This window comes from Streptosporangium nanhuense, from assembly GCF_059358815.1.
In genome coordinates this window covers 329,733-354,630 of record NZ_JCADBG010000004.1, presented here as the reverse complement: position 1 = coordinate 354,630, position 24,898 = coordinate 329,733, and the positions used below count along the sequence as shown (strand labels likewise).

Genomic DNA, 24,898 nt, shown 5'->3' with positions numbered 1-24,898 from the left:
ACCCAGCGGACCCGTCCCCACCCCCGTCCCCGCCATCGCCCTCCTCTGCGACCCGGGCGCAGCGGGGGTCGATGTCGATCTTCACGGTGATCTTCTCCGTCGTGGTGTTCCTGCTGGCCGGGCTGCTCGTCGACGGCGGGGCCGCGATCAACGCCCGGCTGCGCGCGGCCGACGTCGCCGAGCAGGCCGCCAGGGCCGCCGCCGACCAGATCGACGTCGAGCACCTGCGCGCCACCGGCCAGGCCCGGCTGCTGGGGGAGGGGGAGAGCTGCGGGAAGGCAGAGGAGATCGTCTCCGCCCACGGCGGCGGCGACGTAAAGCTCACGGAGTGCACGCTCGGCGGCGGCCAGGCCGAGGTCGGCGTGAGCGTCTCCGTCACCTGGAAGGCGTTCTTCCTGGCCGCCTTCGGCTTCCCCGGTGCGGACATGGAGGCCCAGGCCACGGCCGGGCCGGACATCGGGGAAGACCAATTGCCGTGAATCGCTGGCCCAGCGGTTGACCGAGGACGAATCTGGACGGGGAGGGAGACGAATGCCCACGCGACAGCCCGCGCGCATCAAGGCCAGGCGCACACCGGGGGACCTGCTGGCGGGCCTCGGCGCGCTGGCCGTCCTGGTCGCGCTCATCGCGGGAGTCCCCTACGCCCTGTTCCGGCTGGCCGGGCCGCCGCTCCCGCCCGAGCTGCTCAACCTCGACCTGCTGACCAGCCAGGTGGGTACGAGCACGATCGTCGCGATCCTCGTGCTGCTGGTCTGGCTCGCGTGGCTGCAGCTGGTGATCTGCGTGCTGGTCGAGATCTACGCGGGGCTGCGCCGGGTCGGCATGCCGGCCCGGGTGCCGTTCTCCGGCGGCACGCAGATGTTCGCCAACCGGCTGGTCTCGGCGGCCATGCTGCTGTTCACCGTCTCGGCGGTGGCGCTGCCGATCGCGAAGCTGACCAGCCTGCCGCCCGCCGGTCCCAGCGTCGTCTCCACCGGGCTCTCCTCGACGTCGGGCCCGGTCGCCGGCGAGCGGGCCGAGCTGGAGCCGGTGCGGAAGGCCAAGAAGGTCTACGTGGTGCAGCCGCCGCACGGGCGCCACCACGAGAGCCTGTGGGAGATCGCCGAGAAGTGCCTGGGCGACGGGCGCCGGTATCCGGAGATCTACCGCCTCAACCAGCACAAGGAGCAGCCCGACGGCAGCCGCCTCCACATGGCCGACCTGATCAGGCCCGGCTGGGTCCTGGACATGCCGGACGACGCGCGCAACATCCACCTCGTCCCGGCCTCCCAGCCGCGCGACGACACCCTCAAGGAGCACCGGGACAAGCCGGTGGAGCTCGACGGCCGCACCCAGACCTTCACCCCCGGCCAGGCCGACCTCCCCGCGGAGCCCGCGCCCGAGGTCTCCGACTCCCGCGACGACTCCCGCGAAAGAACCGGGGAGAAGACCGGGGAGAGGGCCGGTGCCGACGGGACGCGGGAGACCGGCCCCGGGCAGGCGCGTCACGAGGCGACCGAACGCCCCTCGCGCACCGTGCCCGACAGCGGGCGCCAGGACCCAGGCCAGGTGGAGCGGCGCGACCCGGCGGCGGTGGCCGAACCCCCCGACAGCGGGCAGGAGGCCGGGCTGGGGACGCTCGACTACCTGGCGGGTGCCTCGCTCGCGGCGGCCGGACTGCTGGTGGCGCTGGGACGCAGGCGCAGGCAGCAGCTCTGGCACCGGGCGTTCGGGCACCGGATCACCCGGCCCAGGGACGACGCGGCCCAGGCCGAGCTCGCGCTCAGGCTTGGCGCCGACGCCCCCGGCAGCCGGATGCTCGACGTCGGTCTCCGGCTCCTCGGCAAGTCCCTCGCCGCCCAGAACCGCGTCCCGCCCACGGTCTACGCCGCCCACCTGTCGCCGCAGACCCTCGACCTGTGGATCCACCCGCCCGACCCCGACGCGCCCGCGCCCTGGACCGCCCACGACGGCGGCCAGGTCTGGCGGCTTCCCGCGCACGAGGGCCGGATGCTCGACGAGCGGGCGCTCGCCGACGCCCCCGCCCCGTACCCCGGGCTGGTCTCGCTCGGCTCCAACGGCGAGGGCCGGGTGCTCGTCGACCTGGAGGCCGCGCACGGGCCGATCAGCATCCGCGGCCCGCAGACCACCGCGGCCCTGGCCGCGCTCGCCGTGGAGCTGGCCACCAACCGCTGGTCGGACCGGATGCGCGTCACCCTGGTCGGCTTCGGCGAGGAGCTGACCGTGATCGCCCCCGACCGGATCAGGTACGTGGGCGGCCTGGCGGAGATCCTGCCCGAGCTGGAGGCCGCGGCCCAGGGGCGCGCTCACGGCGGCGAGGTGCTCACCGGCCGGATCCACGGGCGCGCCGAGGACCCGGTCTGCGCCCCGCACTACCTGCTGTCCGCGATCGCCCCCACCCCCGAGGAGGGCCGCCGCCTGGCGCTGCTCGCCAGGAAGGGCGTCAGGACGGCCGCCGGGTACGTCGTCGCGGGCGACGTACCGCACGCCACCTGGAACTGGACGATCACCGAGGAGGGCCGCGCCGAGGTCGACGCGCTCGGCTTCGACGTGGCCGCGCAGTTGCTGCCCCGCCGCCAGTACCGGGCGCTGGTCGACCTGTTCCTGGCGACCGAGCGGCTGGAGGGCGAGGCGCTTCCCGACGAGCCGGAGCCGGTCACGCGCACGCCGTCGGTCGAGGTGCGCGTCCTCGGCCCCGCGGAGGTCGTCGGCCCCCCTCCCATGGAGGAGGGACGCGCCGTGATCGCCGTGGAGATGGCCGTCTACCTGGCGACACACCCCGGCGGCGTCCACCCCGTGGTGCTCGGCGGCATCCTCTGGCCGAGGGGCGTGCAGCCGGTGGTCAGGGACGCCACGATCGCCAGGGTCGTCGCCTGGCTGGGCACCGACAGCCAGGGGCGGCCCAACCTCTACGCCGACGAGTCCGGGCGGCTCCGGTTCGGCCCCGAGGTGCGCACCGACTGGATGCTCTTCCGCGACCTCGTCCGCCGGTCGCACGCCAACTCGGGCGCGCGTCCCGAACTTCTCGACAGGGCGCTGAGCCTGGTACGGGGCCCGCTGCTGAACGGCCGCCCGCGTGGCCGCTACGCCTGGCTCGCCGCCGACGACCTGGAGTACAACGTGACCGCGAGCGTCGCGGACGCCGCGCACCGGCTCTGCGAGGTGCGGCTGGCGCGCGGCGAGACCGACCAGGCCGTGGCGGCGGTGCGCGCCGGGCTGCTGCTGGCCGCGGACGACGAGGGACTCTGGCGCGACCTGCTGCGGGCCACCCACCTCACCGCCGACCCGGTCCGCCTGCGCGCCGTGGTCGACGCCCTGCACCGGCGGGCCGCCTCCCACCCCTACGGCGGCGGGATGGCACCCGAGACCGAGGCCCTCATCGACGAGCTGCTGCCCTCGTGGCGGATGCGCTCCGCCCCGACGGCATGACGGCCCCGGCTGACCGGGCCCACGCGCCGCACGTCACGCGGTGGCGGGCGGGTGCCGTGCCGGACGACCGTCGAACGGAGGCGGGGGACAGGGGGCGCCGTACCGGGACGGGGGAGAGAACCATGCCGAATCGCGCATGTCGGTGGTTTCGGCGGTCGGGCGCTCCTAACGTGATCGGTGTGCGTGTCGCGATCGTGCTGGTCGTGCTCCTGGCGGCGACGGCCTGTACCCCGTCGGAGGCCGAGCGGTTCACCCCCGCCGACCTTCCCGCCGACCTTTCCGCCGAGAGCTCCTCGCCGGACCCCGCCCGGACGGAGCCGAGGGTGGAGACGGTCGAGGTCTCTCCCGACGTCCAGGTCGTGGTGGAGTGGCCGGCCATGCCCGACCGGGACGCCACCGCGATGATCGACGCTTTCCGCGACTACCGTGCCGGGTCCTTCCGGGCGGTCGTCACCGGGGGCCGGGACACCGCGTACCTCGAGGCGGTCCAGGAGGGGGCGAGCATGGACGCGTACGCGTGGGTGAAGGCGTTCCTGGACCAGCGCCGCTCGGTGCGCGGGACCTCCCGGCTGTACGCGCTGAACGTCGTCTCGGTGACCGGCCGGGGAGCCGAGTTGAACGTGTGCGTGGACGAGACCGGGATGCGACTGCTGGACGCGGAGACCGGGAAGGCGGTCCGCAGGCAGCCCGACTGGGCCAGGCGTCCCTTCCTCCAGGTCGCCGGCCTCCGGCGGGGTGACGACGGGATCTGGCGGATCAAGCTGCTCCGGTACGCCAAACCTTTCAGTGAAGCCTCGAAGGGATGTCTTCGATGATCATGAATATGGTGGTCGCGGGGCTGCTCCTGCTCGCCCCGGACCCCGACCTCGGCGGTGGCGGCGGTGTCCCCGATGTTCAGGTCCGAGGCGGCCAGGACGGGAACACGGCACGGATCAGCCTGAAGAACTCCCAGATCATCATCAGCGGGAACGGCCGCGGGGGGAGGAGCGACGGCTACCGGCTCAAGCGTCCCTGCTGGTACGAACCCGCTCAGAACGCCTCGGACATGCTGGACTTCCAGCAGCGGTCGACCCGGGTGGACCCGGGGGCGCCACAGACCCGGCACGAATCCCTCGAACCGTTCGTGGAGAAGCTCGGCGAGGAGGGGCGCTGGTGGACGGTCGCCCACGACGCGTCCGACCCCAACGGGGTGAGCTGCCAGATGGCGCTGGACACCTACGTGTTCGTGCCGCCCGGCACGACCCCGCCCGCCGGGATCACCATGGCCCAGCTGGCCGACATCGCCCGCGCCGCGCTGACCGTGCCCGAGCCGAAGGTCGAGCTCAACCCGGACGCCAAGAGCTACGTCAACCTGCCGACCTGGGTCTGGCTGGGCGACGTCGGCGAGACCACCCGGTCCGTGACCGCGACGCTGCCCGGGATCATGAGCGCCACCGTGACCGCCACCCGCGGGAAGATCGAGATCGAGCCGGGCACCACCGCGGAACGGGCGAGGGTCGAGGACAGCGGGTGTGAAACGGGCGGCACACCGTACAAGGAGGGCGCCGGCGAACCCACCTGTGGGGTGACCTACCTGCGGGCCTCGATCGACCAGCCGCGTGGCGTCTACGTGCTGGAGGTCACCGCGGTCTGGGACATCGAGGCCGCGGGTGTCGGGGGTGAGGTGCCCTTCGCCTACGACCCGGTCGAGGTGGGGGGCACCCGTGACGTCCCGGTGGGCGAGGTGCAGAGCACGGTCAGGAAGACCGGCTAGCGGTCCCCTCGGGTCCGGGCGGGCCGGGCACGGCAGGGAGGACCGGTCGGCGGCCTCCCGGGGCCGGCCGTCCGCGCCCGCGACCGGGGCGGTCTCCCGGAGCGGGAGGAGCGGTCAGCGGCCCTCCTCCCGGCTCGGGGCTCCTGGTCCGCGACTCCCGGCTCAGGACTTCCGGTTCAGGACTCTGGCCGGGGATTCCCGGCTCAGGACTCCCGGACCCTGAGCCGTTCGGCGGCCGGGGCCCCCTCGTGGGTGAGGAGCCACCGCTTGACCGGGGTGCCGTAGTAGTAGCCGCCGAACCCGCCGGTGGACGGCAGGACACGGTGGCAGGGGACGAACGGCGCGATCAGGTTCCGCGCGCACGCCGAGCCGGCGGCCCTGGCCGCGGTCCTGGGCAGCCCCGCCCGCTCGGCGAGCTCGGCGTAGCTGATCGTGACGCCCGCGGGCACCTGGCGCAGGGCGGTGAGCAGCCGCTGCCGCGTGGGCGTGCCCGGCTGTTCCACCGGCACCGCGTCGAGGGCGGTCAGGTCGCCGTCCAGGTAGTCGCGTGCCGCCCGCGCGGGCCGGCCCAGGTCGCCGGTGAGGGTGAGCCCCTCGGCGCGCAGCCCGGGGGAGAGCCGGGCGAACATCTCCTCCGGGCCCGTGCCGGTGAAGCCCGCCGCCAGCAGCACGCCCTCGCGGGCGAGCAGGGCCAGCGGGCCGACCGGGGTGTCGATAACCTGTGCCTCTATCATTCCGAGCTCCAAAGGTGCAGCGCGGCGTACGCCCGCCAGGGGCGCCACCGCTCGATGTGGTCTTCGGGGATGCCCAGGCAGGCCATGGCCCGCCGCAGGCCGAGGTCTCCGCCGGGCCAGGCGTCCGGGTCGCGCAGCGCCCGCAGCGCGATGTAGCCGGAGGTCCACGGCCCGATGCCGGGAACCTCCAGCAGCCGGGACACCGCCTCCGCGGGCTCCTGCGCGCCGTCCAGGTCGATCTCGCCGCCCGCCACCCTCGTGGCGAGCGCCCTCAGCGTCGCCACCCGCCGCCCGGTCAGGCCCAGCCCGCCGAGATCGGCCTCGGCGAGCTCCTCCGCGGACGGGAACAGGTGGGTCAGCCCCTGCCCGCCGGTGGGGCGCCCGGCCCTGGCCGTGACGCGGCCGAGGACGGTGCGGGCGCCCGCGACGGAGATCTGCTGGCCGATCACGGCGCGTACGGCCACCTCGAAACCGTCCCAGGCGCCGGGCACGCGCAGTCCGGGGCGGGCGGCGACGAGCGGTCCCAGCGAGGTCTCGCCGAGGGCCGCGGAGATGGCCTGGGGGTCCGCGTCGAGGTCGAGGAGGCGGCGGCAGCGGGCGACGATCCTGGCCAGGTGGCGGGTGTCGTCGACGCTCACCTCCAGCCGCACGTGGTCCGGCCCGGGGGTGAGGGTGATCGTGCCGCCGGGGACGGCCCGGCTGTAGGAGGTGTCGTCCGCGCGCTCCAGCCCGGGGATCGCCCGCGCCGCCAGGAACCGCATCAGGGTCGCGGCGTCGTACGGCTCCCTGCGGTGCAGCCGCAGGGTCAGGGCGTCGCCGCACATCCCGGGCCTGCCCCCCGTCGTCGCCCGCAGCTCGCCGGGGGTGAAGCCGTAGGTGTCCTTCATGGTCGCGTTGAACTGCCGGACGCTGCCGAAGCCCGACGCGAACGCCACGTCGACGATCGGCAGCCCGGTCTCGGTGAGCAGCTGCTTGGCCAGCAGCAGGCGCTTGGTCCTGGCCACGGCCAGCGGGCCCACGCCGATCTCCGCGGTGAACAGCCGGTGCAGGTGCCGTCCGGTGATGTGCAGCCGCCCGGCCAGCCGGGTCATCCCGCCGTCGTCCGCCACGCCCTCGTCGATCAGCCGGAGCGCCCGGCCGACCAGGTCGCCCCGGTGGTCCCAGCCGGGGTCGCCGGGGCTCAGCTCCGGCCGGCAGCGCTTGCACGGCCGGAACCCGGCCGCCTCGGCGGAGGCCGCGTGCCGGTAGAACCGCACGTTGCGGGTGGCGGGGGTGCGTGCCGGGCAGATCGGCCGGCAGTAGATGCGGGTGGAGGTGACCGCCGTGTAGAACCGCCCGTCGAACCGGGCGTCCCTCGCGGCCACCGCGCGGTAGCAGGAGTCGAAGTCGAGCTCTTTGACGGACACGCCGACGACGCTACTCGCGGCGCGGGGGGTACGGCTGGCGGGAATCGGACATGGCCGTGACGGCCGTCGGACGGCTGTCACGGGAGGGGCGGCGGGCGAGCGGGTGAGGCGGGTGAGGTCGTGAGGCCGTCACCCGGGGGTTTCCCGTGCGGGGAGGGCGTCACCTCCGGCGGCGGGCCTCACTTGGAGGAGACGCCGACCCCGATCTCGAACTCCCGGTAGACGCGGGCCCAGAACCCGTCGCGGAGCCAGACGCGTGCCTCGGGGTAGGGGCGCAGGGAGTGGCCCAGCTCCTTCTCCGCCTCGATGAGCAGCTCGGTGTCGATCACCGTGGGCAGGATCGGCCCCGGCAGCAGGTCGCGGATGTTGTCGCGGCCGCGGGTGAGGATCCACTTCTGGGCCACGTGCTCGCCGACCTCCTCGACGCGCGGGCGGCTCGGGCCCAGCTTGGTGACCTGGCCCGCCGGAACCTTGGGCTTGGCGGCGGTGCGCCCGGCGAAGACCTGGGCGGGGGAGGGGGCGATCGGGGGGACCGGCACCGGCACCGGGGCGGGGGCGCGGCTGAAGAAGGACCGCAGGAAGTCGGCGCTGATGATCTCGACGGTGTCGGACTCCCAGACCAGGCGCTCGGCCTGGTTGGTGCCGTAGGGGGGTTCCACGCCCCACAGGTGGATCCGCACCCCGTAGGCCTGGGCGGCCTCCACGGCGGGGACCATGTCCTCGTCCCCGGCCAGCAGTATCGTGTCGCTCACCGCGTGGTGCCTGGCCAGCGCCTCCAGGTCACTCCTTATCTGCGCGTCCACGCCCTTCTGCTGGCCCCGCGCGTTCAGGTTGCCCAGGCGCACCTTGACCCAGGGCAGCTGGGCGATGACCCGCTGGTCCACGGTCGGCACCCGGTCGCGGGCGGCGTCGTACCAGTAGATCCGGAGCAGCTCGCCGTGGATGCGCTCCTCCGCGTGCTTCTGCAACGCCTGGATCAGCTCGTCGGCCGCCACCCGGTACTCCTTGCGCTCCTTGGCACTCAGGAGCACCTCCCCGGCAGCCGCGTACAGATAGCCGACGTCGACCAGGACGGCGTACTTCGCGGCGATGGGACGAGACGTGAGGTCCAGGATGGTCATGTCGTCCTCCAGGCCTCGGAACTAGCTGATCGGCTGACTATATGCGCCCATTTCTTAGATGGTCCCAACTCTCGTGCAAGTTGACACCCCGTTCCCGGGATCTATCTCGGCAGTGCGCTGGATCGCCATGCGCCTTGTCCGGTAGGAAGTGCTTTTCGCATGCGATGTGAGTGATTGCTCCAGGATTTCGACGTCTGCGGGGCTTTTGGCGCCAGGCTCGCCGGTGCGGCACGCGTCGAGAGGGCGATCACCACCGCGGCGATCTCCTCGGGTGTCGCGTCCCCTTTAATGATCTTCAAATGTCTCATAGCGGGATGTTCCCGTGCTTCTTCGGGGGCAGGGTCGCGCGCTTGTTGCGCAGGGTCCGCAGCGCCTTGACGATCTGGACCCGGGTGTCGGAAGGGCGGATCACCGCGTCCACATACCCACGTTCGGCCGCGAGATACGGGTTGGCGAGGGTGTCCTCGTACTCGGCGACGAACCTGGCCCGCTGGGCGTCCGGATCCTCGGCCGCGGCGAGCTCGCGCCGGTAGAGGATGTTGACCGCGCCCTGCGCGCCCATCACCGCGATCTGCGCGGTCGGCCAGGCCAGGTTGACGTCGGCGCCCAGGTGCTTGGACCCCATGACGTCGTACGCCCCGCCGTAGGCCTTGCGGGTGATGACCGTGACCAGCGGGACGGTCGCCTCCGCGTAGGCGTAGAGCAGTTTGGCGCCGCGCCGGATGATCCCGTTCCATTCCTGGTCGGTGCCCGGCAGGAATCCCGGGACGTCGACGAATGTCAGGACGGGAATGTTAAAGGCGTCGCACGTACGGACGAATCGCGCGGCTTTCTCCGAGGCCGAGATGTCCAGCGTGCCGGCGAAACTCATCGGCTGGTTGGCGACGATCCCCACCGAGCGTCCCTCGACCCGGCCGAAACCCACGAGGATGTTCGGCGCGAATTGCGCGTGCACCTCCAGGAATTCGCCGTCGTCCAGGACGTGTTCGAGGACCGTGTGCATGTCGTAGGGCTGGTTCGCCGAGTCGGGGATCAGCGTGTCGAGCTCGAGGTCCTCGCCGGTGGTCTCCAGCGGCGGGTCGGCGTCGAACGCCGGGGGGTCGTCCATGTTGTTGGACGGCAGGTAGGACAGCAGCGCCCTGGCGAACTCCAGGCAGTCGGCCTCGTCGGACGCCTCGTAGTGGGCCACGCCCGAGCGGGAGTTGTGCGTGTGCGCCCCGCCGAGCTCCTCGAACGTCACCTCCTCGCCGGTGACCGTCCTGATCACGTCGGGGCCGGTGATGAACATGTGCGACTTCTCCGACACCATCAGCACGAAGTCGGTGAGCGCGGGGGAGTAGACGGCGCCGCCCGCGCAGGGGCCCATGACCAGCGAGATCTGCGGGATCACCCCGGAGGCGTGCACGTTCCGCTTGAAGATCTCGGCGTACAGGCCCAGGGAGACGACGCCCTCCTGGATGCGCGCGCCCCCGGAGTCGTTGATCCCGATCACCGGGCAGCCGGTCTTCAGCGCGTGGTCCATGACCTTGACGATCTTCTCTCCGAAGACCTCGCCCAGGGAGCCGCCGAAGACGGTGAAGTCCTGGGCGAACACCGCGACCGGGCGGCCGTCGACCGTGCCGTGGCCGGTCACGACCCCGTCGCCGTACGGCCGGTCGCGCTCCAGGCCGAAGCTCGTGGACCGGTGCCTGGCGAGCTTGTCGAACTCCACGAAGCTGCCCTCGTCGAGGAGGGCGAGCACCCGCTCCCTGGCGGTCATCTTCCCCGCGGCGTGCTGCTTCTCGACGGCACGCGTCGAACCCGCGTGGGCGGCCTCGCCCAGGCGGCGCTCCAGGTCGGCCAGTTTCCCGGCCGTGGTGTGGATGTCGGGTCCGGAATCCAGTGGTTCGGCGCTCAGGGACTCGCTCATCCCAGCAGGGTAACCGTCCCCTGACATCGCGAACTATCGGGGGCGATCGTTCGTTTCCCGTGCGAGGCGGCCGATCGCGCGGGCCGCGGAAGGGGAGGCGCCATGCCGGAGGTCACGGAGGCGGTAAGGACGAGGGGGCTGCTCAAGAGATTCGGGCAGCAGGTGGCCGTGGGAGGTGTCGACCTGGTGGTGCCGCAGGGTGGTTTCGCCGGGCTGGTCGGCCCCAACGGCGCCGGGAAGACCACCACGCTCAGCATGGTCACCGGCCTCCTGCGTCCCGACGGGGGCACGGCCCACATCGGCGGCGCCGACGTGTGGCGCGACCAGGTCGCGGTCAAGGGACGCATCGGCGTGCTCCCCGAGGGGCTGCGCCTGTTCGAGCGGCTGTCGGGCCGGGAGCTCCTCTCCTACAACGGCCAGCTCCGCGGCATCCCCAGGGACGAGGTGGGGCGGCGGGCGGAGGAGCTGCTGAAGGTCATGGACCTGACCGAGTCGGCCGACAAGCTCGTCGTCGACTACTCCACCGGCATGCGGAAGAAGATCGGCCTGGCCGCCGCGCTGCTGCACAACCCCGCGGTGCTCTTCCTCGACGAGCCCTTCGAGGGCGTCGACCCGGTCAGCGCCAACACGCTCGTCGAGGTGCTCAGGCGCTACACCGCCTCCGGGTCGACGGTGGTCTTCTCCAGTCACGTCATGGAGCTCGTCGAGCGCCTGTGCGACTGGGTCTCGGTGATGGACCGCGGGCTGATCGTCGCCCAGGGGCCGCTGGACGAGGTCAGGGCGGGCCGCGGCCTCAACGAGGCGTTTCTCGGCCTGGTCGGCGCCCGGGGCGACGGCCCCGAGGGACGGGAGGGCCTGTCGTGGCTGGGCGCGACCCCCTCGTGAGCGCGCCGGACGGGATTGGGCGGCAGGGCGACGGAAGGGTCGACGGGGTGAGCGCGGACTTACGGGGAGACACCGGCGCGGAAGGCACGGGAGGCGCGGACGTGCGGGGAGACGCCGCCGCGGGAGGCGTGGAAGGCGCGGAAGGCGCGGGCACGCGGGGAGACCGGGGAGATATCGTCGTGGGAGGCGCCGCGGGCGCGGGTGCCGTGCGGGTGGGGCCCATGGTGTTCGTACGGCTCAAGCTGCGGCTCGTCGCCGGGAACCTGAGCGGCAGCACCGAGCGCCTGCTGGGGTTCGTCTTCACGGCGATCGCCGCGTTCGTCTTCGGCGCCATCGGTTTCCTGCTGACGGCCGCGCTGCGCTTCGCGCCCGCCGACGTCGCCCTGGACGTCGCGATCGTGGTGTTCACCGTCTTCCTGGTGGGCTGGGCGGTCGTGCCGCTGCTGGCGTTCGGGCTGGACGACACGCTCGACCCGTCGCGCCTGGCCCTGTTCCCGCTGAGGACCGGCCAGCTGGCCGCCGGCATGTTCGCCGCCTCGGTCACCGGCGTGTGGCCGTTCGCCTCGCTGGCCGTGATGGCCGGGGTCGTCGTCGGCCTGGCCACCGGGGTCGGCGGGGTGATCCTGGGCCTGGTCGCGGTGCTGCTCCACTTCTCGCTCTGCGTCGTGCTCTCCCGGCTGGTCACCACGTCGCTGTCGGGGATCCTGCGCACCCGCAGGGGCCGCGACGTGCTGGCCGTCTCCGTGATCTTCTTCATCCTGGCGGCCCAGCTGCCCAACCTGCTGCTCAACGGCGGCCTGGCGGCCGACCCCATGGCCTTGCTGCACGGTCTCGCCTCGGTGCTGAGCTGGACCCCCTCCGGCGTCGCGGCCCGCTCCGTCGCCGACGGCGGCCTCACGGCGGTCGCGGGGGCGGCCCTGCTCGCCGCCCTGGTCGCCGGGGCCGGATGGCTGTGGATCGCCGCGCTGCGCCGCGCCCTGGTCTCCTCCGACGCCTCCACCCAGGGCGCGTCGGTGCGCAACTCCCAGGGGCTGCTGGCCAGGATCCTGCCCGACGGCCAGCTCGCCGCGGTCGCGGGCAAGGAGCTCAAGTACGCCCGCCGCGACCCGCGGGGCAGGGTCGGCTGGTTCGCCGCCGTCGCGGTCACCGGCATCATGGCCTTCTCGATGTACGGGGAGGGCGACGGCGCGGCCGGGAGCTTCCTGGCGATCCTGCCCGCCTGCATCGGCGCGCTGATGATCAGCATCCAGGGGTGCAACGCCTTCGGCATCGACGGCCGCTCCCTGTGGACGAACGCCGTCGCCTACGGCACCGACCGCGACTGGCGCACCGACATCGCCGGGCGGCACCTGGCCGTGGCGACGATCGCGGTCCCGCTGCTGCTCGTGCTCGCCACGGTCGCGGCACTGCTGGCCGGGAACGTCGCCTGGGCGGTCCCGGCCACGCTCACCGCCTGGGGGGTCCTCGGGGCCGGGCTCGGCGTGGGCGCGCTGACCAGCGTGCTGATGCCGTACACCGTGCCCGAGCGCCTGAACGCCTTCACCGGCGCGGCCCCCGGGCAGGGCGGCATCGCCTTCGCGGGGTCGTTCGGCGCGCTGATCGGCACCGGCCTGGTCGCATTGCCGATCGTCCTGCCGGTCCTGTTCGGCCTCAACTGGGTCAGCGTGCCGGCGGTGGCGTACGGGCTGCTGCTCTCCTGGGGCGGCCGCAGGGTCGCGGGGAAGATCGCCTTCGCCAGGTATCCGGCGCTCCTGAAGGCGACCTCCGTGGCGACCTGACGCTCCCCCGGCGGATCGTCGGAAGGGCCCGCCGGGCACAGTCCGAACAGCTCGTGAACGGCGTTCGGAGTGGTCTAGTCCAATGGGTGAGACCGGTCTCCGTTCGACAAAACGGACTGGGTACGCTGGCGGGCATGCCCGCCACCGTGTCCCATCAGGCAGAGCGTTCCTCCGCTGTCACCGAGATGCCCGACGAGCTGCGCGCGGACGTGCGACTGCTCGGTGAGCTCCTGGGGCAGGTCATCGCCGAGCATGGCGGCGATGACCTGCTCGCCGATGTCGAACGGCTGCGCAAGGCCGTCATCGGGGCCCGCAGGAAGCAGGTGTCGGTCGACGAGATCACCGCGATGGTGGCCGAGTGGCCGATCGACCGGGCGGTGCAGATCGCCCGCGCGTTCACCTGCTACTTCCACCTGGCGAACCTGGCCGAGGAGCACTTCAGGATCCGCACCCTGCGGGTCAGGGACACCGGCGAGGAGCCGCTGCCCGAGTCCCTGGCGCAGGCCGTCCAGGAGCTCGGCGACGACAAGGTCGCCGACCTGGTCGAGGGACTGCGGCTGCACCCCGTGCTGACCGCGCACCCCACCGAGGCCCGCAGGCGCGCCGTGGTCACCGCGATCCAGCGCATCAGCGGCCAGCTCGCCGCGTACAACAGCTCCGACAGGGGCGCGGCCGAGCGGGCCGAGACCCGGCGGCGGCTGCTTGAGGAGATCGACCTGCTGTGGCGGACCGCCCAGCTGCGGTCCACCAAGCTCGACCCGCTGGACGAGGTGCGCACCGCGATGGCGGCCTTCGACGAGACCCTCTTCCGGGTGGTCCCGCAGGTCTACCGCGCCCTGGACGCCGCGCTCGGCGGAGGGGCCGGCACCGGGAAGCCGCGGGCCCGCGCCTTCATCAGGTACGGCAGCTGGATCGGCGGCGACCGCGACGGCAACCCCAACGTCACCTCCAAGGTGACCAGGGACGCCGTGCTCATCCAGGCCGAGCACGTGCTGATCGCCCTGGAGAACGCCACGCTCAGGATCGGCCGCTCGCTCACCCTCACCGCCGACTACACCTCCGCCTCCGCGGGGCTGCGGGCCGCGCTGTCGAGCGCGGTGAACGACCACCCCGACGTGGTCTCGGAGATGGCCACCCGCTCCCCGAGGGAGCCGCACCGGCAGTGGCTGATGTTCGTCGCCGCCCGCATCGCGGCCACCCGCCAGCGCGGCCTCGACCTGGCCTACCGCTCGCCGGAGCAGCTCCTGGCCGACCTGCGCACGGCCCAGGACTCGCTGGTCGAGGCGGGGGCGAACCGGCAGGCGTACGGGGAGCTGCAGCACCTCATCTGGCAGGTGGAGACGTTCGGCTTCCACCTGGCCGAGCTGGAGGTCCGCCAGCACTCGCAGGTCCACGCCGCCGCGCTGGAGGAGATCGCCGCCGGGCGCACCTCCGAGCGGACCGAGGAGGTCCTGGCCACGATCCGCACGATCGCCTGGATCCAGGAGCGGTTCGGGGTGACCGCCTGCCGCCGCTACGTCGTCTCCTTCACCCGCTCGGCCGACGACATCGCCGCGGTCCACGCGCTGGCCGCGCACGCGATGGGCGAGCGGGCGCCGCTGCTCGACGTGGTCCCGCTGTTCGAGTCGGGCGCCGACCTGGCCGCCGCGCCGACCGTCCTGTCGGGGATGCTGGAGATCCCGGCGGTGCGGGCCAGGCTCGCCGCCGACCGGCGCCTGGAGGTCATGCTCGGCTACTCCGACTCCGCCAAGGAGCTCGGCCCGGCCGCCGCGACCCTGAAGCTGTACGAGGCCCAGGAGGCGCTGGCCGCCTGGTCGGCCGAGCACGACGTGCCGCTGACGCTGTTCCACGGCCGGGGCGGCGCCCTGGGCCGGGGCGGCGGCCCGGCCAACCGGGCCGTGCTCGCGCAGGCCCCCGGCTCGGTCGGCGGCAGGTTCAAGGTCACCGAGCAGGGCGAGGTCATCTTCGCCCGCTACGGCCACGACGCCATCGCCCGCCGCCACATGGAGCAGGTCACCTCGGCGGTGCTGCTCGCCTCCACCCCCTCCATCGAGGCCCGCACGGCCGAGGCGGCGGGGCGCTTCCGCGGGGTGGCCGAGCGGGTCGCCTCCGCCTCGGAGAAGGCCTACCGGCGGCTGACCGAGGCGCCCGGCTTCCCCGAGTGGTTCTCCCTGGTCAGCCCGCTGGAGGAGATCGGCTCGCTCCGCCTGGGCTCCCGCCCCGCCCGGCGCGGCCTCGGCGCGCCCCGCTCCCTGGACGACCTGCGGGCCATCCCGTGGGTGTTCGCCTGGGCCCAGACCCGGGTCAACCTGCCGGGCTGGTACGGCCTGGGCAGCGGCCTGGAGGCGGTCATCTCCGAGGCGGGCCTGGACGAGCTGCGCGCCGCCTACCGCGAGTGGCCGCTGTTCGCCTCGCTGCTGGACAACGTGGAGATGTCGCTGGCCAAGACCGACCGCGACATCGCCGCCCGCTACCTCGCGCTCGGCGCCAGGGACGACTTCGTCGAGCAGGTCCTGGCCGAGTACGACCTGACGCGCCGCCTGGTCCTGGAGATCACCGGCCACACCCGCCTGCTGGAGGACCGCAGGGTACTGTCCCGCGCGGTGCAGCTCCGCGACCCCTACGTGGACGCGCTCTCCCACCTGCAGCTGCGCGCCCTGTCCACCCTCCGCGCCGACGAGGGGCTGTCGGAGGACGAGCGCGAGCGCCTGTCCACGCTGCTGCTGCTGTCGGTCAACGGCGTCGCGGCGGGCCTGCAGAACACCGGATGATCCGCGAGGCGAGGGCCGGGGACCTCCCGGCCGTGGAGAGCCTGGTCCAGGCGGCCTACCGGCCGTGGGCGGACCTCATCGGGGTTCGCCCCAAGCCGATGGACGACGACTACGCCGCCCACGTGGCGGCCGGCCGTCTGCACGTGCTGGACCTTCCGGGCGGCCCTCCCGGACAGGACGGGCACGCGGGGATCGTCGGGCTGATCGTGCTGGTTCCCGAAGAGGGCGTGCTGCTGGTGGACAACGTGGCGGTGGCTCCCGGCCTGCACGGCCGGGGGTTCGGCAGGCGCCTGCTGTCCTTCGCCGAGGAACGGGCCCGCGCCGCGGGCCTCGACGCCCTGCGCCTGTACACCCACGCCCGCATGGAGCCGAACATCGCCCTCTACCGGCGCCTCGGGTACGAGATCACCGAGCGCCGCGAGTCCGGCCCGCGTGATGTCGTCTTCATGGCCAAACGGCTCCCCGGCTGACGGAGACGGCTCCCCAGGATCCAATATGGGTGATTCTCAATGGAAGTGGACTTAAGGGTCGAGGTGGACGTCCGGGGGCCGGAGCGGGCGGCTCAGGGGGCCGCTACGGGGTGTCTCGGGCGGGGCGTCCGGGGCGGGATCGTTCGAGAAGCGGTGCGGCCGGGACAGGGGCGTTCGAGAAGCGGTGCGGGTGGCTCAGCGGCCGATGCGGTGCGCCCCCGCGTAGACGTTGAAGCGCTCCTCGCGCAGAAACCCCACCAGCGTCATCCCGAACTCCCTGGCGAGGTCGACGGCGAGGGATGACGGCGCCGAGACCGCGCAGACGACCGGCAGGCCCGCGGTGAGGGCCTTCTGCATGATCTCGTAGCTGGTCCGCCCGCTGACCATGAGCACGTGCCCGCCCAGCGGCAGCCGCCCGGCCATCATGGCCCAGCCGACCAGCTTGTCCAGCGCGTTGTGCCGCCCGACGTCCTCGCGGACCGCGAGGGGCTCACCCCCGGCGGTGAACAGGCCGGCCGCGTGCAGCCCGCCGGTCTTGCCGAAGATCCCCTGGGCGCTTCTCAGCCTGCCGGGAAGGCCGTACAGGACCTCGGGGGAGACCAGCACGTCCTCCTGGGCGGGCAGCGGCGAGCAGCGGCCGCGCAGGGCGTCGAGGCCGGCGGCGCCGCAGACGCCGCACGCGCTCGACGTCACGAAGTGCCGGTCGAGCGAGGGCAGGTCGGGCAGCGGGCCGCGCAGCCGCACGGTCACCGTGTTGTAGCGCGCCTCGGGGGGCACGTCCTCGTCGGTGCAGTAGGCGATGGAGGCGATGTCCGCCGGGGCCGCGACGCCCTCGCCGTACAGGAACCCGGCGGCCAGCTCGAAGTCGTGGCCGGGGGTGCGCATGGTGATCGCGACCGTGCGGCGCTCCTCGCCTGCCTGGACGCGGATCTCCAGCGGCTCCTCGGTGGCCAGGTCGTCCCGGCGCTCGTGGATCGTCCCCGCCCGCATCTGCCCGACCCGCGCCCTGGTGGTCGGCCCCGGCCTCCGGACGGCCTCCACGACCTCGAAGCCCGGGTCCGCCTCTGAGCCCGGAGCGTCATCCGCGTCGGCGTCGTTCCGGGCGGGGAGATGTCTGCTCATCATCAGTTACCTCCGAGGAAGCCCCCGCCTTCAGGCGGGGAGGAATCGGACTCCTGCGGAGCAGGACAGGGGTGGGCGATTCGCCGTCAGGTGAACCGCTGTATCGAACGTACGCATGATTCTTAGCTGATCGTGCGATAAAATGTGAGAATGGCGCAGGCAGTGAAGCGGGCCTACAGGTTCCGCTTCTATCCGACCTCCGAGCAGGCCGAAGAGCTTGCCCGGACGTTCGGCTGCGTCCGCCTGGTCTACAACAAGGCCCTCGAAGAGCGCACCCGCGCCTACACCCTGGACGGCCGTCGCGTTTCCTACGTGGAGTCGTCGGCCAAGCTGACCGAGTGGAAGCGTGGCGGCGACTACGACTTTTTGTCCGAGGTGTCGTCGGTCCCGTTGCAGCAGGCACTGCGCCACCTTCAGACGGCGTTCGCGAGCTTCTTCGCCAAGCGTGCGAAGTACCCGACGTTCAAGTCCCGCAAGAAGTCGCGGTTGAGCGCTGAGTACACCCGGTCGGCATTTCGCTGGCGCGAGGGCCGGTTGACGCTGGCGAAGATGGATCAGCCGCTTGCGATCGTGTGGTCGCGCCCGCTGCCCGAGGGGGCGGAGCCGTCTACGGTCACCGTGTCGAAGGACGCGGCGGGCCGCTGGTTCGCCTCCATGCTGGTGGAGGAGAAGATCAACCCTCTCCCGCCCGTGAAGCGGAACGTGGGCGTGGACGTGGGTGTCACCGCGCTGGCCACGCTCTCCACCGGAGAGAAGATCGTCAACCCGTGTCATGAACGCCGCGACCGGCGCAAGCTGGCCAAAGCTCAGCGCGACCTCGCCCGCAAGGAGAAGGGTTCGGCGAACCGGCAGAAGGCCAAACTCGCGGTCGCCCGCGTTCACGCCCGCATCGCCGATCGCCGCCGCGATCATCTGCACAAGGTCACCACACGGCTTGTTCGCGAGAACCAAGTGATCGCCGTGGAAGACCTGACCGTCCGCAACATGGTAAGGAATCGGAGTCTGGCACGGGCGATCTCGGACGCCTCTTGGCGGGAGATGCGCTCCATGCTGGAGTACAAGGCCCAGTGGTACGGACGCACCGTGGTGGCCGTGGACCGCTGGTTCCCCTCGAGCAAGCTGTGCTCGGCCTGCGGAACGCTGCAGGAGAAGATGCCGCTGAACGTCCGGGAGTGGACATGTGCCTGCGGCGCGGTCCACGACCGTGATGTGAACGCCGCGAAGAACGTACTCGCCGCCGGGCTGGCGGAGAGCTGAAACGCCTGTGGAGCTGGTGTAAGACCTCACAAAGAGTCCTCTTTGGCGGGCGACCGGCGATGAAGCAGGAACCCTCGCGGGCGACCGCGGGAATCCCCTTCGTTCACGAGGAGGAGGATGTCAACATCTCTTTTCGCGGCCGTCTGAACGGTTCACCACCCCGCCCGAGAGCCGTTCCTTGCCCTCCACCCCAGACTTCGACAACAGTATTCCCTGGTCATTGGATTAATTCGGTAACAGGGGGTCGTTAGTGGAGGCAAGATGGCTAAGTGCTCGACTCGCCCTTCACTGATCTCGACCGCCCGCCGCTCTCCCAGGCGGCGCTCACCCGCGCGCTGGTCCGTCCCGGTGGACTCTGGTCCGGCATCTCCGTGGTCGACAGGACCGGCTCGACCAACGCCGATCTCGCGCACGTCGTCCGCGACGGCGCGCGGCAGGGAGCCGTCGTCGTCGCCGAGTCCCAGTTCGCCGGACGTGGCAGGCTCGGCCGTGTCTGGAGCGCTCCGCCGCGTTCGAGCCTGACGTTCTCGATCCTTTTGCGTCCCGACCCGCCCCTGTCCGAGCAGGGGTGGCTGCCCCTGCTCGTCGGCCTGGCGGTCGCGTCGGCCGTGCGGAAGGCCGCCGAGGTCGACGTACGGCTCAAGTGGCCCAACGACCTGCTGATCGGCGAGCGCAAGCTCGCCGGGGTGCTCGCCGAGCGGATCGACAGCGCGGTGATCGTGGGTGTCGGGCTCAACGTGAGCGTGCGCCCCGAGGAGCTGCCGGTGGAGACCGCCACCTCCCTGGCCATCGAGGAGGCCGCCTGCCTCGACCGCGACCCGATCCTGCGCGCGGTGCTGCGGGAGATCGAGACCCACTACCGCGAGTGGTCGGAGGCGAACGGCGACGTCGAGGCCTGCGGCCTGCGGGCCGCCTACCTCGCGGTCAGCGCCACGGTCGGGCGGGAGGTCCGGGTGGAGCTGCCCGGCGAGCGGGTGCTCACCGGCACCGCCACCGGTGTCGACCGCGCCGGGCGCCTGGTCGTCGACGCCAAGGGGGAGGAGCACACCCTCAGCGCGGGCGACGTCGTGCATGTTCGACCTCACAGCTCATGACGTGGGGCATGAAGGCGTGCCACGATTTGCCCCATGGGTCTACCCGATCACCACATGACGGAGGGGGAGCGACGGATCAGGTCGTTCCACCCTCACTGGAAGCGACTTATCGGCCCGTTCCTCGCGTTGATCCTGATCATCGTGGGCTCCGGCGCCGCCCTTTTCTTCATGCCCGACTTCGAGTACCGGTTCTACGCGCTCGTCGCGGTGGCCGTGGTCGCCGTCGGCCTGCTGACCGTGTGGTCGTTCATCCCGTACCTGCGCTGGAAGAACACCTCCTACGTCCTCACCTCGCACCGGTTCACCATCGGCACGGGGGTGCTGAACAAGTCCATCGACGACATCCCGATGACCAAGGTGAACACGGTCAGCGCCGACCAGACTCTCATGGAGAGGCTGTTCGGCTGCGGCACGCTGGTCGTCGAGTCGGCGGGCGACCAGGGCCGGATCACGCTGCGCGACATTCCCCGGATCCAGGAGGTGCGGGCCGAGCTGTTCCGCGCGCTCGACGACGCGGCGGACGGGGAGCCCTCGGAACCCGGCGGGCGGTGACCCATGGGGCCTGACCTCCTTGGCCTGGGGGAGGGCGGGGACGAGGCGGAGGTCCCCGCCGGGCGCCCGACGGCCGCGCAGATCGAGCGCCTCTTCGTCGGGGCCTCGCCCCGCCACACCCGTATCCAGGTGGCGAGCCTCGCCCGGCTGCCGCAGGAGCTCACCGAGCGGATCTGGCGCGCGCTGGGCTTCGCCACGCTCCCCGACGACACCGTGGCCTTCACCGACGCGGACGTGGCCGTGCTGGAACGGGTCCGGGCGATGATGGAGGGCGGCCTGCTGGACGACCAGACCGTCATCCGGATGGCGAGGGCGCTCGGTCAGACGACGGCGCGGCTCGCCCAGTGGCAGGCCGAGATCATGATCGGCGCCATGCTCGACCCCGGCCGCCGGCCCACCGACGAGGACCTGGCGGCGGTCATGGAGACCTCGGGCCGGCTGCTCCCCGACTTCGAGCAGATGCTGCTCCACGTCTGGCGCGCCCAGCTCGCCGCCGCCGGGACCCGCCTGCTGACGCTCGCCGACATCACCGACGACCTCGCGCCCGACCGGATCACCCTCGCGGTGGGCTTCGCCGACATGGTCTCCTTCACCCGGGTCTCCCGCGAGCTGGACGAACGGGGCCTGGCCGAGCTGGTCGAGGGCTTCGAGTCGCGGGCCTCCGACGTCGTCGCCGAGCACGGGGGACGGATGGTCAAGACCCTCGGCGACGAGGTGTTCTTCACCGCGGCCGACCCGCGGACGGCCGCGACGATCGCCCTGGACCTGGTCGGCGCGATCCGCCGGTACGGGCCCGACGTGCGGATCGGGCTGGCGTACGGTCCGGTGCTGCCGATCATGGGCGATGTCTTCGGCACCACGGTGAACCTGGCGGCCAGGCTCACGGCCATCGCCCGTCCCGGCACCGTCGTCGCCGACGACAGGCTGGCCGAGGCGCTGAAGGACGCGCCCGGCGTCGAGGTCGGCCGCATCCGCCAGCGCCCGGCCCGGGGCCTGGGGGTGGTGCAGCCGTACGTGTTGCGCCGGGCTGGTAATCATTGAGGCCGGGCGCCCCAGGACCGTTCAACCGGTAAGCGGGCCCGCGAGGGTCGAAACCATGACAGATGAGGTGCAGGACATGCCGTACACCGTGCAAGGCGTGGTCGCGCGTGGCAAGGGCGAGCCCGTCTCGCTGGAGACCGTTATCGTGCCCGATCCGGGCCCTGGCGAGGCCGTGGTGACGGTTCAGGCCTGTGGCGTCTGCCATACGGACCTGCATTATCGCGAGGGCGGCATCAACGACGAGTTCCCGTTCCTGCTCGGCCACGAGGCGGCCGGGGTGGTCGAGGCCGTCGGCGAGGGCGTCACCGAGGTGGCGCCCGGCGACTTCGTGATCCTGAACTGGCGGGCCGTGTGCGGCGAGTGCCGGGCGTGTCTGCGGGGCCGCCCGTGGTACTGCTTCAACACCCACAACGCCGCCCAGAAGATGACCTTGGAGGACGGCACGCCGCTCAGCCCGGCCCTGGGCATCGGCGCCTTCATCGAGAAGACCCTGGTCGCGGCCGGGCAGTGCACCAAGGTCGACCCGTCGGCGCCTGCGCAGGTGGCCGGGCTGCTGGGCTGCGGCGTGATGGCCGGCATCGGCGCCGCGATCAACACCGGCGGGGTGAGTCGCGGCGACAGCGTGGCGGTCATCGGGTGCGGCGGCGTCGGCGACGCGGCCATCCTGGGGGCCCGGCTGGCGGGCGCCTCGAAGATCATCGCGGTGGACGTGGACGACCGCAAGCTCGGCTGGGCCAAGGACTTCGGCGCCACCCACACGGTCAACTCCCGCACCTCCGACGTGGTCGAGACGGTCAAGGAGCTCACCGGCGGCAACGGCGCCGACGTGGTCATCGAGGCGGTCGGCCGTCCCGAGACCTACGAGCAGGCCTTCTACGCCCGCGACCTGGCCGGGACCGTGGTCCTGGTCGGGGTGCCCACCCCGGAGATGAAGCTGCAGCTGCCGCTGCTGGACGTCTTCGGCCGCGGCGGCTCGCTGAAGTCCTCCTGGTACGGCGACTGCCTGCCCAGCCGCGACTTCCCCATGCTCATCGACCTCTACCTGCAGGGACGGCTCGACCTCGACCGCTTCGTCTCCGAGACGATCGGCCTCGGCGACGTCGAGGACGCCTTCGCCAAGATGCACCGCGGCGAGGTCCTGCGCTCGGTGGTGATCCTGTGATCGACAAGGTCGTCACCTCCGGCACGTTCTCGCTGGACGGCGGGACGTGGGACGTCGACAACAACGTCTGGATCGTCGGCTCGGCCAGCGAGGTCCTGGTCGTCGACGCCGCGCACGACGCCGCCGCGATCGCCGAGCGGGTCGGCGACCGCGAGGTCAAGGCGATCGTCTGCACCCACGCGCACAACGACCACATCGACGCGGCGGCCGACCTCGCCGCGCGGACGGGCGCGCCGATCCTGCTCCACCCGGCCGACCAGGTGCTGTGGGAGATGGTCTACAGCGACCTGCCGTACACCCCGATCGAGGACGGGCAGGTGCTCTCGGCCGGGGGGATCGAGCTGACCGTGCTGCACACGCCCGGCCACGCTCCGGGCGCGGTCTGCCTGTACGGGGCGGACATCGGCGCGGTCTTCACCGGCGACACCCTGTTCAACGGCGGTCCCGGCGCGACGGGAAGGTCCTTCTCCTCCTTCGACACGATCATCGAGTCGATCAAGGGGAAGCTGCTGGCCCTGACGCCGGGGACGGCCGTGCACACCGGTCACGGCGATTCCACCTCCATCGGCGCCGAGGCGGGCCACCTGGAGGAATGGCTGGCCAGAGGCCACTGACCCGCGCCTCACCCGATCACGCGCCCCGGCCTCGGCCGGGGCGTTTTCGTGTGTTCGAGGAGAAATTTCCCAGACGAACACTTCATGCGCATGACGCCAAAATTAAGACTCTGTGTCGTAGTTCACATAGGCAAGCCTTACCAAATGAGCTAATTTAGGTGTGCCTAACCTATGGTAGTCTCCAGAGAGGTCACGCTCCCGTGTACGTATGCGTCTGCCGCGCGGTCACCGAGAACGAGGTGCACGACTGCATCTCGGCAGGTGCCAGGAGCGCGCGCCAGATCCGCGATGCGACGGGTGCCGGCGGCGACTGCGCTTCTTGCGTGCGAAAAATCTGTGCGATCCTAAAGCGGTCCGAAGATTTGATGCCGACCGCATAGCACGAGGAGCCCGCCATGCAGGGCGACAAGAAAATCATCGAACTGCTCAACGAGCAGCTGACCGCGGAGCTGACCGCGATCAACCAGTACTTCCTGCACGCCAAGATGCAGGAGAACTGGGGATATACGAGGCTGGCCAAATACACCCGCGAAGAGTCCATCGACGAGATGCGCCACGCGGAGAAGCTGACCGACCGCATCCTCTTCCTCGAGGGCCTGCCCAACTACCAGAAGCTGGGCACCCTGCACATCGGCCAGACCGTCGCCGAGCAGCTCCGCGCCGACCTGGACGTCGAGCTGGAGGTGGTCACCCGGCTGAAGCCGGCCATCACCCTGATGCGGGAGAAGGGCGACGCCACCTCGGCCCGCCTCTTCGAGGAGATCCTCGCCGACGAGGAGCACCACATCGACTACCTGGAGACCGAACTGGGTCTCATCGGGAGCCTCGGGGAGCAGCTCTACCTCGCCCGGTATACCGAGCCGCCGTCGGCGTCTTGAGGTGAATCGAGCAGAACACGCCCATCGGATCCCTTCCGGTAGGGCGTGTTCTGCTTTGTCGGTCCAACCTTTGGTGAGCCTGTGCTTTCCAGGGACTTCCAATGCGGGAGACCTACTCCGTGGCCTCCGGCCGTTGCGGGATGACTATCCGGGATTTATCAGTGTTTGCCCAGGTCAATGGATAGGTCAACGACGAGTCAAACCGCGCGCTGTACCCGGGAAACGATCCCCTAAGGTCCTACGATCGCAACATGACCTGTGTACTACTCGCCGAGGATGACACCTCGATTTCCGAGCCACTGGCGCGAGCCCTGCGCCGAGAGGGTTATCAAGTAGAGGTGAGCCCTGACGGCCCGCAGGCTCTGGAGCGGGCTCTGTCAGGTGGCATCGACCTGATCGTTCTCGACCTGGGCCTGCCCGAGATGGACGGCCTGGAAGTGGCCCGGCGCATCCGCGCCGAGGGCCACGGAACTCCCGTGCTGATCCTCACCGCCCGCGTCGACGAGGTCGACACGGTGGTGGGCCTCGACGCGGGGGCCGACGACTACGTCACCAAGCCGTTCCGCCTTGCCGAGCTGCTGGCGCGCGTCCGCGCGCTGCTGCGGCGCGGCACGTCCGAGACGCCCGTTGTCCAGGGCGTGCGCATCGACGCCGACTCCCGCCGCGCGTGGATGGGAGACAAGGAGCTTCATCTGACCACAAAGGAATTCGACCTGCTCAGGGTCCTGGTCCGCGACGCCGGAAAGGTGGTCACCCGAGAGCAGATCATGCGCGAGGTGTGGGACACCAACTGGTGGGGTTCGACCAAGACCCTGGACATGCACATCTCGTGGCTACGCCGCAAACTCGGTGACGACGCCGCCAAGCCCCGATACATCACAACCGTTCGAGGAGTCGGCTTCAGGTTCGAGCGCGAGTAGGA

Annotated in this window: 22 protein-coding genes and 1 pseudogene; 17 read left to right on the top strand and 6 right to left on the bottom strand. The window is 71.6% G+C overall.

Annotated elements, in window-relative coordinates; translation table 11 throughout:
• The first annotated feature begins 71 nt into the window (after positions 1-71).
• The 4 genes from AC5L38_RS11370 (at position 72) to AC5L38_RS11355 (ending at position 5,182) form a co-directional block, all read left to right on the top strand.
• Positions 72-479 (top strand): pilus assembly protein TadG-related protein, encoded by a 408-nt coding sequence (locus AC5L38_RS11370; RefSeq protein ID WP_495242709.1) that lies wholly within the window; start codon positions 72-74, stop codon positions 477-479.
• 52 nt (positions 480-531) lie between these two features.
• Positions 532-3,429, top strand: a complete 2,898-nt coding sequence (locus AC5L38_RS11365; RefSeq protein WP_495242708.1) for a hypothetical protein — start codon at positions 532-534, stop codon at positions 3,427-3,429.
• A gap of 179 nt (positions 3,430-3,608) precedes the next feature.
• A complete protein-coding gene (locus AC5L38_RS11360; protein WP_495242707.1) occupies positions 3,609-4,244 on the top strand; it encodes a hypothetical protein in 636 nt (211 codons plus the stop codon).
• Positions 4,241-5,182: a hypothetical protein gene (locus tag AC5L38_RS11355; protein WP_495242706.1), complete on the top strand. Its 942-nt coding sequence runs from the start codon at positions 4,241-4,243 to the stop codon at positions 5,180-5,182. The genes AC5L38_RS11360 and AC5L38_RS11355 overlap by 4 nt, the downstream gene beginning before the upstream one ends.
• Positions 5,183-5,385: 203 nt before the next feature.
• Here AC5L38_RS11355 and AC5L38_RS11350 read toward each other — a convergent pair whose 3' ends face one another.
• From AC5L38_RS11350 to AC5L38_RS11330, 5 genes are all read right to left on the bottom strand, one after another.
• Positions 5,386-5,916, bottom strand: coding sequence for a methylated-DNA--[protein]-cysteine S-methyltransferase (locus AC5L38_RS11350; RefSeq protein ID WP_495242705.1), 531 nt, complete (start codon positions 5,914-5,916; stop codon positions 5,386-5,388).
• Positions 5,913-7,322 (bottom strand): AlkA N-terminal domain-containing protein, encoded by a 1,410-nt coding sequence (locus AC5L38_RS11345; protein ID WP_495242704.1) that lies wholly within the window; start codon positions 7,320-7,322, stop codon positions 5,913-5,915. Before AC5L38_RS11345 ends, AC5L38_RS11350 begins: the two co-directional genes overlap by 4 nt.
• A 179-nt stretch (positions 7,323-7,501) precedes the next feature.
• Positions 7,502-8,443, bottom strand: a complete 942-nt coding sequence (locus tag AC5L38_RS11340; protein ID WP_495242703.1) for an NYN domain-containing protein — start codon at positions 8,441-8,443, stop codon at positions 7,502-7,504.
• 101 nt (positions 8,444-8,544) lie between these two features.
• On the bottom strand, positions 8,545-8,751 hold the full coding sequence (locus AC5L38_RS11335; RefSeq protein ID WP_495242702.1) for an acyl-CoA carboxylase subunit epsilon: 207 nt from the start codon (positions 8,749-8,751) through the stop codon (positions 8,545-8,547).
• Entirely contained in the window at positions 8,748-10,352 is a 1,605-nt protein-coding gene (locus AC5L38_RS11330; protein WP_495242701.1) for an acyl-CoA carboxylase subunit beta, read from the bottom strand. The genes AC5L38_RS11335 and AC5L38_RS11330 overlap by 4 nt, the downstream gene beginning before the upstream one ends.
• 102 nt (positions 10,353-10,454) lie before the next feature.
• Here AC5L38_RS11330 and AC5L38_RS11325 point away from each other — a divergent pair, with 102 nt between their 5' ends.
• The 4 genes from AC5L38_RS11325 to AC5L38_RS11310 all read left to right on the top strand — a co-directional run bounded on the left by AC5L38_RS11325 (position 10,455) and on the right by AC5L38_RS11310 (position 16,256).
• Positions 10,455-11,237 carry an ABC transporter ATP-binding protein gene (locus AC5L38_RS11325; protein WP_495242700.1) on the top strand — a complete coding sequence of 261 codons (783 nt, stop codon included), beginning with the start codon at positions 10,455-10,457 and terminating at the stop codon, positions 11,235-11,237.
• A gap of 179 nt (positions 11,238-11,416) precedes the next feature.
• Positions 11,417-13,015 carry a hypothetical protein gene (locus tag AC5L38_RS11320; protein ID WP_495242699.1) on the top strand — a complete coding sequence of 533 codons (1,599 nt, stop codon included), beginning with the start codon at positions 11,417-11,419 and terminating at the stop codon, positions 13,013-13,015.
• Between the two features lie 134 nt (positions 13,016-13,149).
• Positions 13,150-15,786 (top strand): phosphoenolpyruvate carboxylase, encoded by a 2,637-nt coding sequence (locus AC5L38_RS11315; protein ID WP_495242698.1) that lies wholly within the window; start codon positions 13,150-13,152, stop codon positions 15,784-15,786.
• Positions 15,783-16,256 carry a GNAT family N-acetyltransferase gene (locus tag AC5L38_RS11310; RefSeq protein ID WP_495242697.1) on the top strand — a complete coding sequence of 158 codons (474 nt, stop codon included), beginning with the start codon at positions 15,783-15,785 and terminating at the stop codon, positions 16,254-16,256. Before AC5L38_RS11315 ends, AC5L38_RS11310 begins: the two co-directional genes overlap by 4 nt.
• Positions 16,257-16,451: 195 nt before the next feature.
• Here the strand turns inward: AC5L38_RS11310 and fdhD are convergent, their stop codons facing one another.
• Positions 16,452-17,378, bottom strand: a complete 927-nt coding sequence (gene fdhD, locus AC5L38_RS11305; protein ID WP_495242696.1) for a formate dehydrogenase accessory sulfurtransferase FdhD — start codon at positions 17,376-17,378, stop codon at positions 16,452-16,454.
• 150 nt (positions 17,379-17,528) lie between these two features.
• Here fdhD and AC5L38_RS11300 point away from each other — a divergent pair.
• The 9 genes and pseudogenes from AC5L38_RS11300 to AC5L38_RS11260 form a co-directional block, all read left to right on the top strand.
• A pseudogene (locus tag AC5L38_RS11300) lies at positions 17,529-18,721 on the top strand (RNA-guided endonuclease InsQ/TnpB family protein); the annotation flags it as partial.
• Positions 18,722-18,904: 183 nt separating this feature from the next.
• Positions 18,905-19,729: a biotin--[acetyl-CoA-carboxylase] ligase gene (locus AC5L38_RS11295; RefSeq protein WP_495242695.1), complete on the top strand. Its 825-nt coding sequence runs from the start codon at positions 18,905-18,907 to the stop codon at positions 19,727-19,729.
• A gap of 33 nt (positions 19,730-19,762) precedes the next feature.
• Positions 19,763-20,281, top strand: a complete 519-nt coding sequence (locus AC5L38_RS11290) for a PH domain-containing protein (RefSeq protein WP_495242694.1) — start codon at positions 19,763-19,765, stop codon at positions 20,279-20,281.
• A gap of 3 nt (positions 20,282-20,284) precedes the next feature.
• The gene (locus AC5L38_RS11285) at positions 20,285-21,322 is read left to right on the top strand and encodes an adenylate/guanylate cyclase domain-containing protein (protein WP_495242693.1); all 1,038 of its coding nucleotides are present in this window, start codon (positions 20,285-20,287) and stop codon (positions 21,320-21,322) included.
• A gap of 76 nt (positions 21,323-21,398) precedes the next feature.
• Entirely contained in the window at positions 21,399-22,484 is a 1,086-nt protein-coding gene (locus AC5L38_RS11280; RefSeq protein ID WP_495242795.1) for an S-(hydroxymethyl)mycothiol dehydrogenase, read from the top strand.
• The gene (locus AC5L38_RS11275) at positions 22,481-23,098 is read left to right on the top strand and encodes an MBL fold metallo-hydrolase (RefSeq protein ID WP_495242692.1); all 618 of its coding nucleotides are present in this window, start codon (positions 22,481-22,483) and stop codon (positions 23,096-23,098) included. The genes AC5L38_RS11280 and AC5L38_RS11275 overlap by 4 nt, the downstream gene beginning before the upstream one ends.
• A 158-nt stretch (positions 23,099-23,256) precedes the next feature.
• Complete coding sequence (locus AC5L38_RS11270) at positions 23,257-23,478, top strand: (2Fe-2S)-binding protein (protein WP_495242691.1); 222 nt, start codon at positions 23,257-23,259, stop codon at positions 23,476-23,478.
• A 15-nt stretch (positions 23,479-23,493) separates the two neighbouring features.
• On the top strand, positions 23,494-23,976 hold the full coding sequence (gene bfr / locus AC5L38_RS11265) for a bacterioferritin (protein WP_350975370.1): 483 nt from the start codon (positions 23,494-23,496) through the stop codon (positions 23,974-23,976).
• Between the two features lie 251 nt (positions 23,977-24,227).
• Positions 24,228-24,896: a response regulator transcription factor gene (locus AC5L38_RS11260; protein ID WP_012888073.1), complete on the top strand. Its 669-nt coding sequence runs from the start codon at positions 24,228-24,230 to the stop codon at positions 24,894-24,896.
• The last annotated feature ends 2 nt before the right edge of the window (positions 24,897-24,898 follow it).

What these genes read in the sequence shown, in the direction of transcription:
- fdhD (WP_495242696.1), bottom strand. Translation starts at nt 17,378, where the DNA reads ATGAGCAGACATCTCCCCGCCCGGAACGACGCCGACGCGGATGACGCT.
- AC5L38_RS11325 (WP_495242700.1), top strand. Translation starts at nt 10,455, where the DNA reads ATGCCGGAGGTCACGGAGGCGGTAAGGACGAGGGGGCTGCTCAAGAGA.
- AC5L38_RS11315 (WP_495242698.1), top strand. Translation starts at nt 13,150, where the DNA reads ATGCCCGCCACCGTGTCCCATCAGGCAGAGCGTTCCTCCGCTGTCACC.
- AC5L38_RS11365 (WP_495242708.1), top strand. Translation starts at nt 532, where the DNA reads ATGCCCACGCGACAGCCCGCGCGCATCAAGGCCAGGCGCACACCGGGG.
- AC5L38_RS11310 (WP_495242697.1), top strand. Translation starts at nt 15,783, where the DNA reads ATGATCCGCGAGGCGAGGGCCGGGGACCTCCCGGCCGTGGAGAGCCTG.
- AC5L38_RS11370 (WP_495242709.1), top strand. Translation starts at nt 72, where the DNA reads ATGTCGATCTTCACGGTGATCTTCTCCGTCGTGGTGTTCCTGCTGGCC.
- AC5L38_RS11330 (WP_495242701.1), bottom strand. Translation starts at nt 10,352, where the DNA reads ATGAGCGAGTCCCTGAGCGCCGAACCACTGGATTCCGGACCCGACATC.
- AC5L38_RS11285 (WP_495242693.1), top strand. Translation starts at nt 20,285, where the DNA reads ATGGGGCCTGACCTCCTTGGCCTGGGGGAGGGCGGGGACGAGGCGGAG.
- AC5L38_RS11335 (WP_495242702.1), bottom strand. Translation starts at nt 8,751, where the DNA reads ATGAGACATTTGAAGATCATTAAAGGGGACGCGACACCCGAGGAGATC.
- AC5L38_RS11260 (WP_012888073.1), top strand. Translation starts at nt 24,228, where the DNA reads ATGACCTGTGTACTACTCGCCGAGGATGACACCTCGATTTCCGAGCCA.
- AC5L38_RS11290 (WP_495242694.1), top strand. Translation starts at nt 19,763, where the DNA reads ATGGGTCTACCCGATCACCACATGACGGAGGGGGAGCGACGGATCAGG.
- AC5L38_RS11340 (WP_495242703.1), bottom strand. Translation starts at nt 8,443, where the DNA reads ATGACCATCCTGGACCTCACGTCTCGTCCCATCGCCGCGAAGTACGCC.
- AC5L38_RS11280 (WP_495242795.1), top strand. Translation starts at nt 21,399, where the DNA reads ATGCCGTACACCGTGCAAGGCGTGGTCGCGCGTGGCAAGGGCGAGCCC.
- AC5L38_RS11350 (WP_495242705.1), bottom strand. Translation starts at nt 5,916, where the DNA reads ATGATAGAGGCACAGGTTATCGACACCCCGGTCGGCCCGCTGGCCCTG.
- bfr (WP_350975370.1), top strand. Translation starts at nt 23,494, where the DNA reads ATGCAGGGCGACAAGAAAATCATCGAACTGCTCAACGAGCAGCTGACC.
- AC5L38_RS11355 (WP_495242706.1), top strand. Translation starts at nt 4,241, where the DNA reads ATGATCATGAATATGGTGGTCGCGGGGCTGCTCCTGCTCGCCCCGGAC.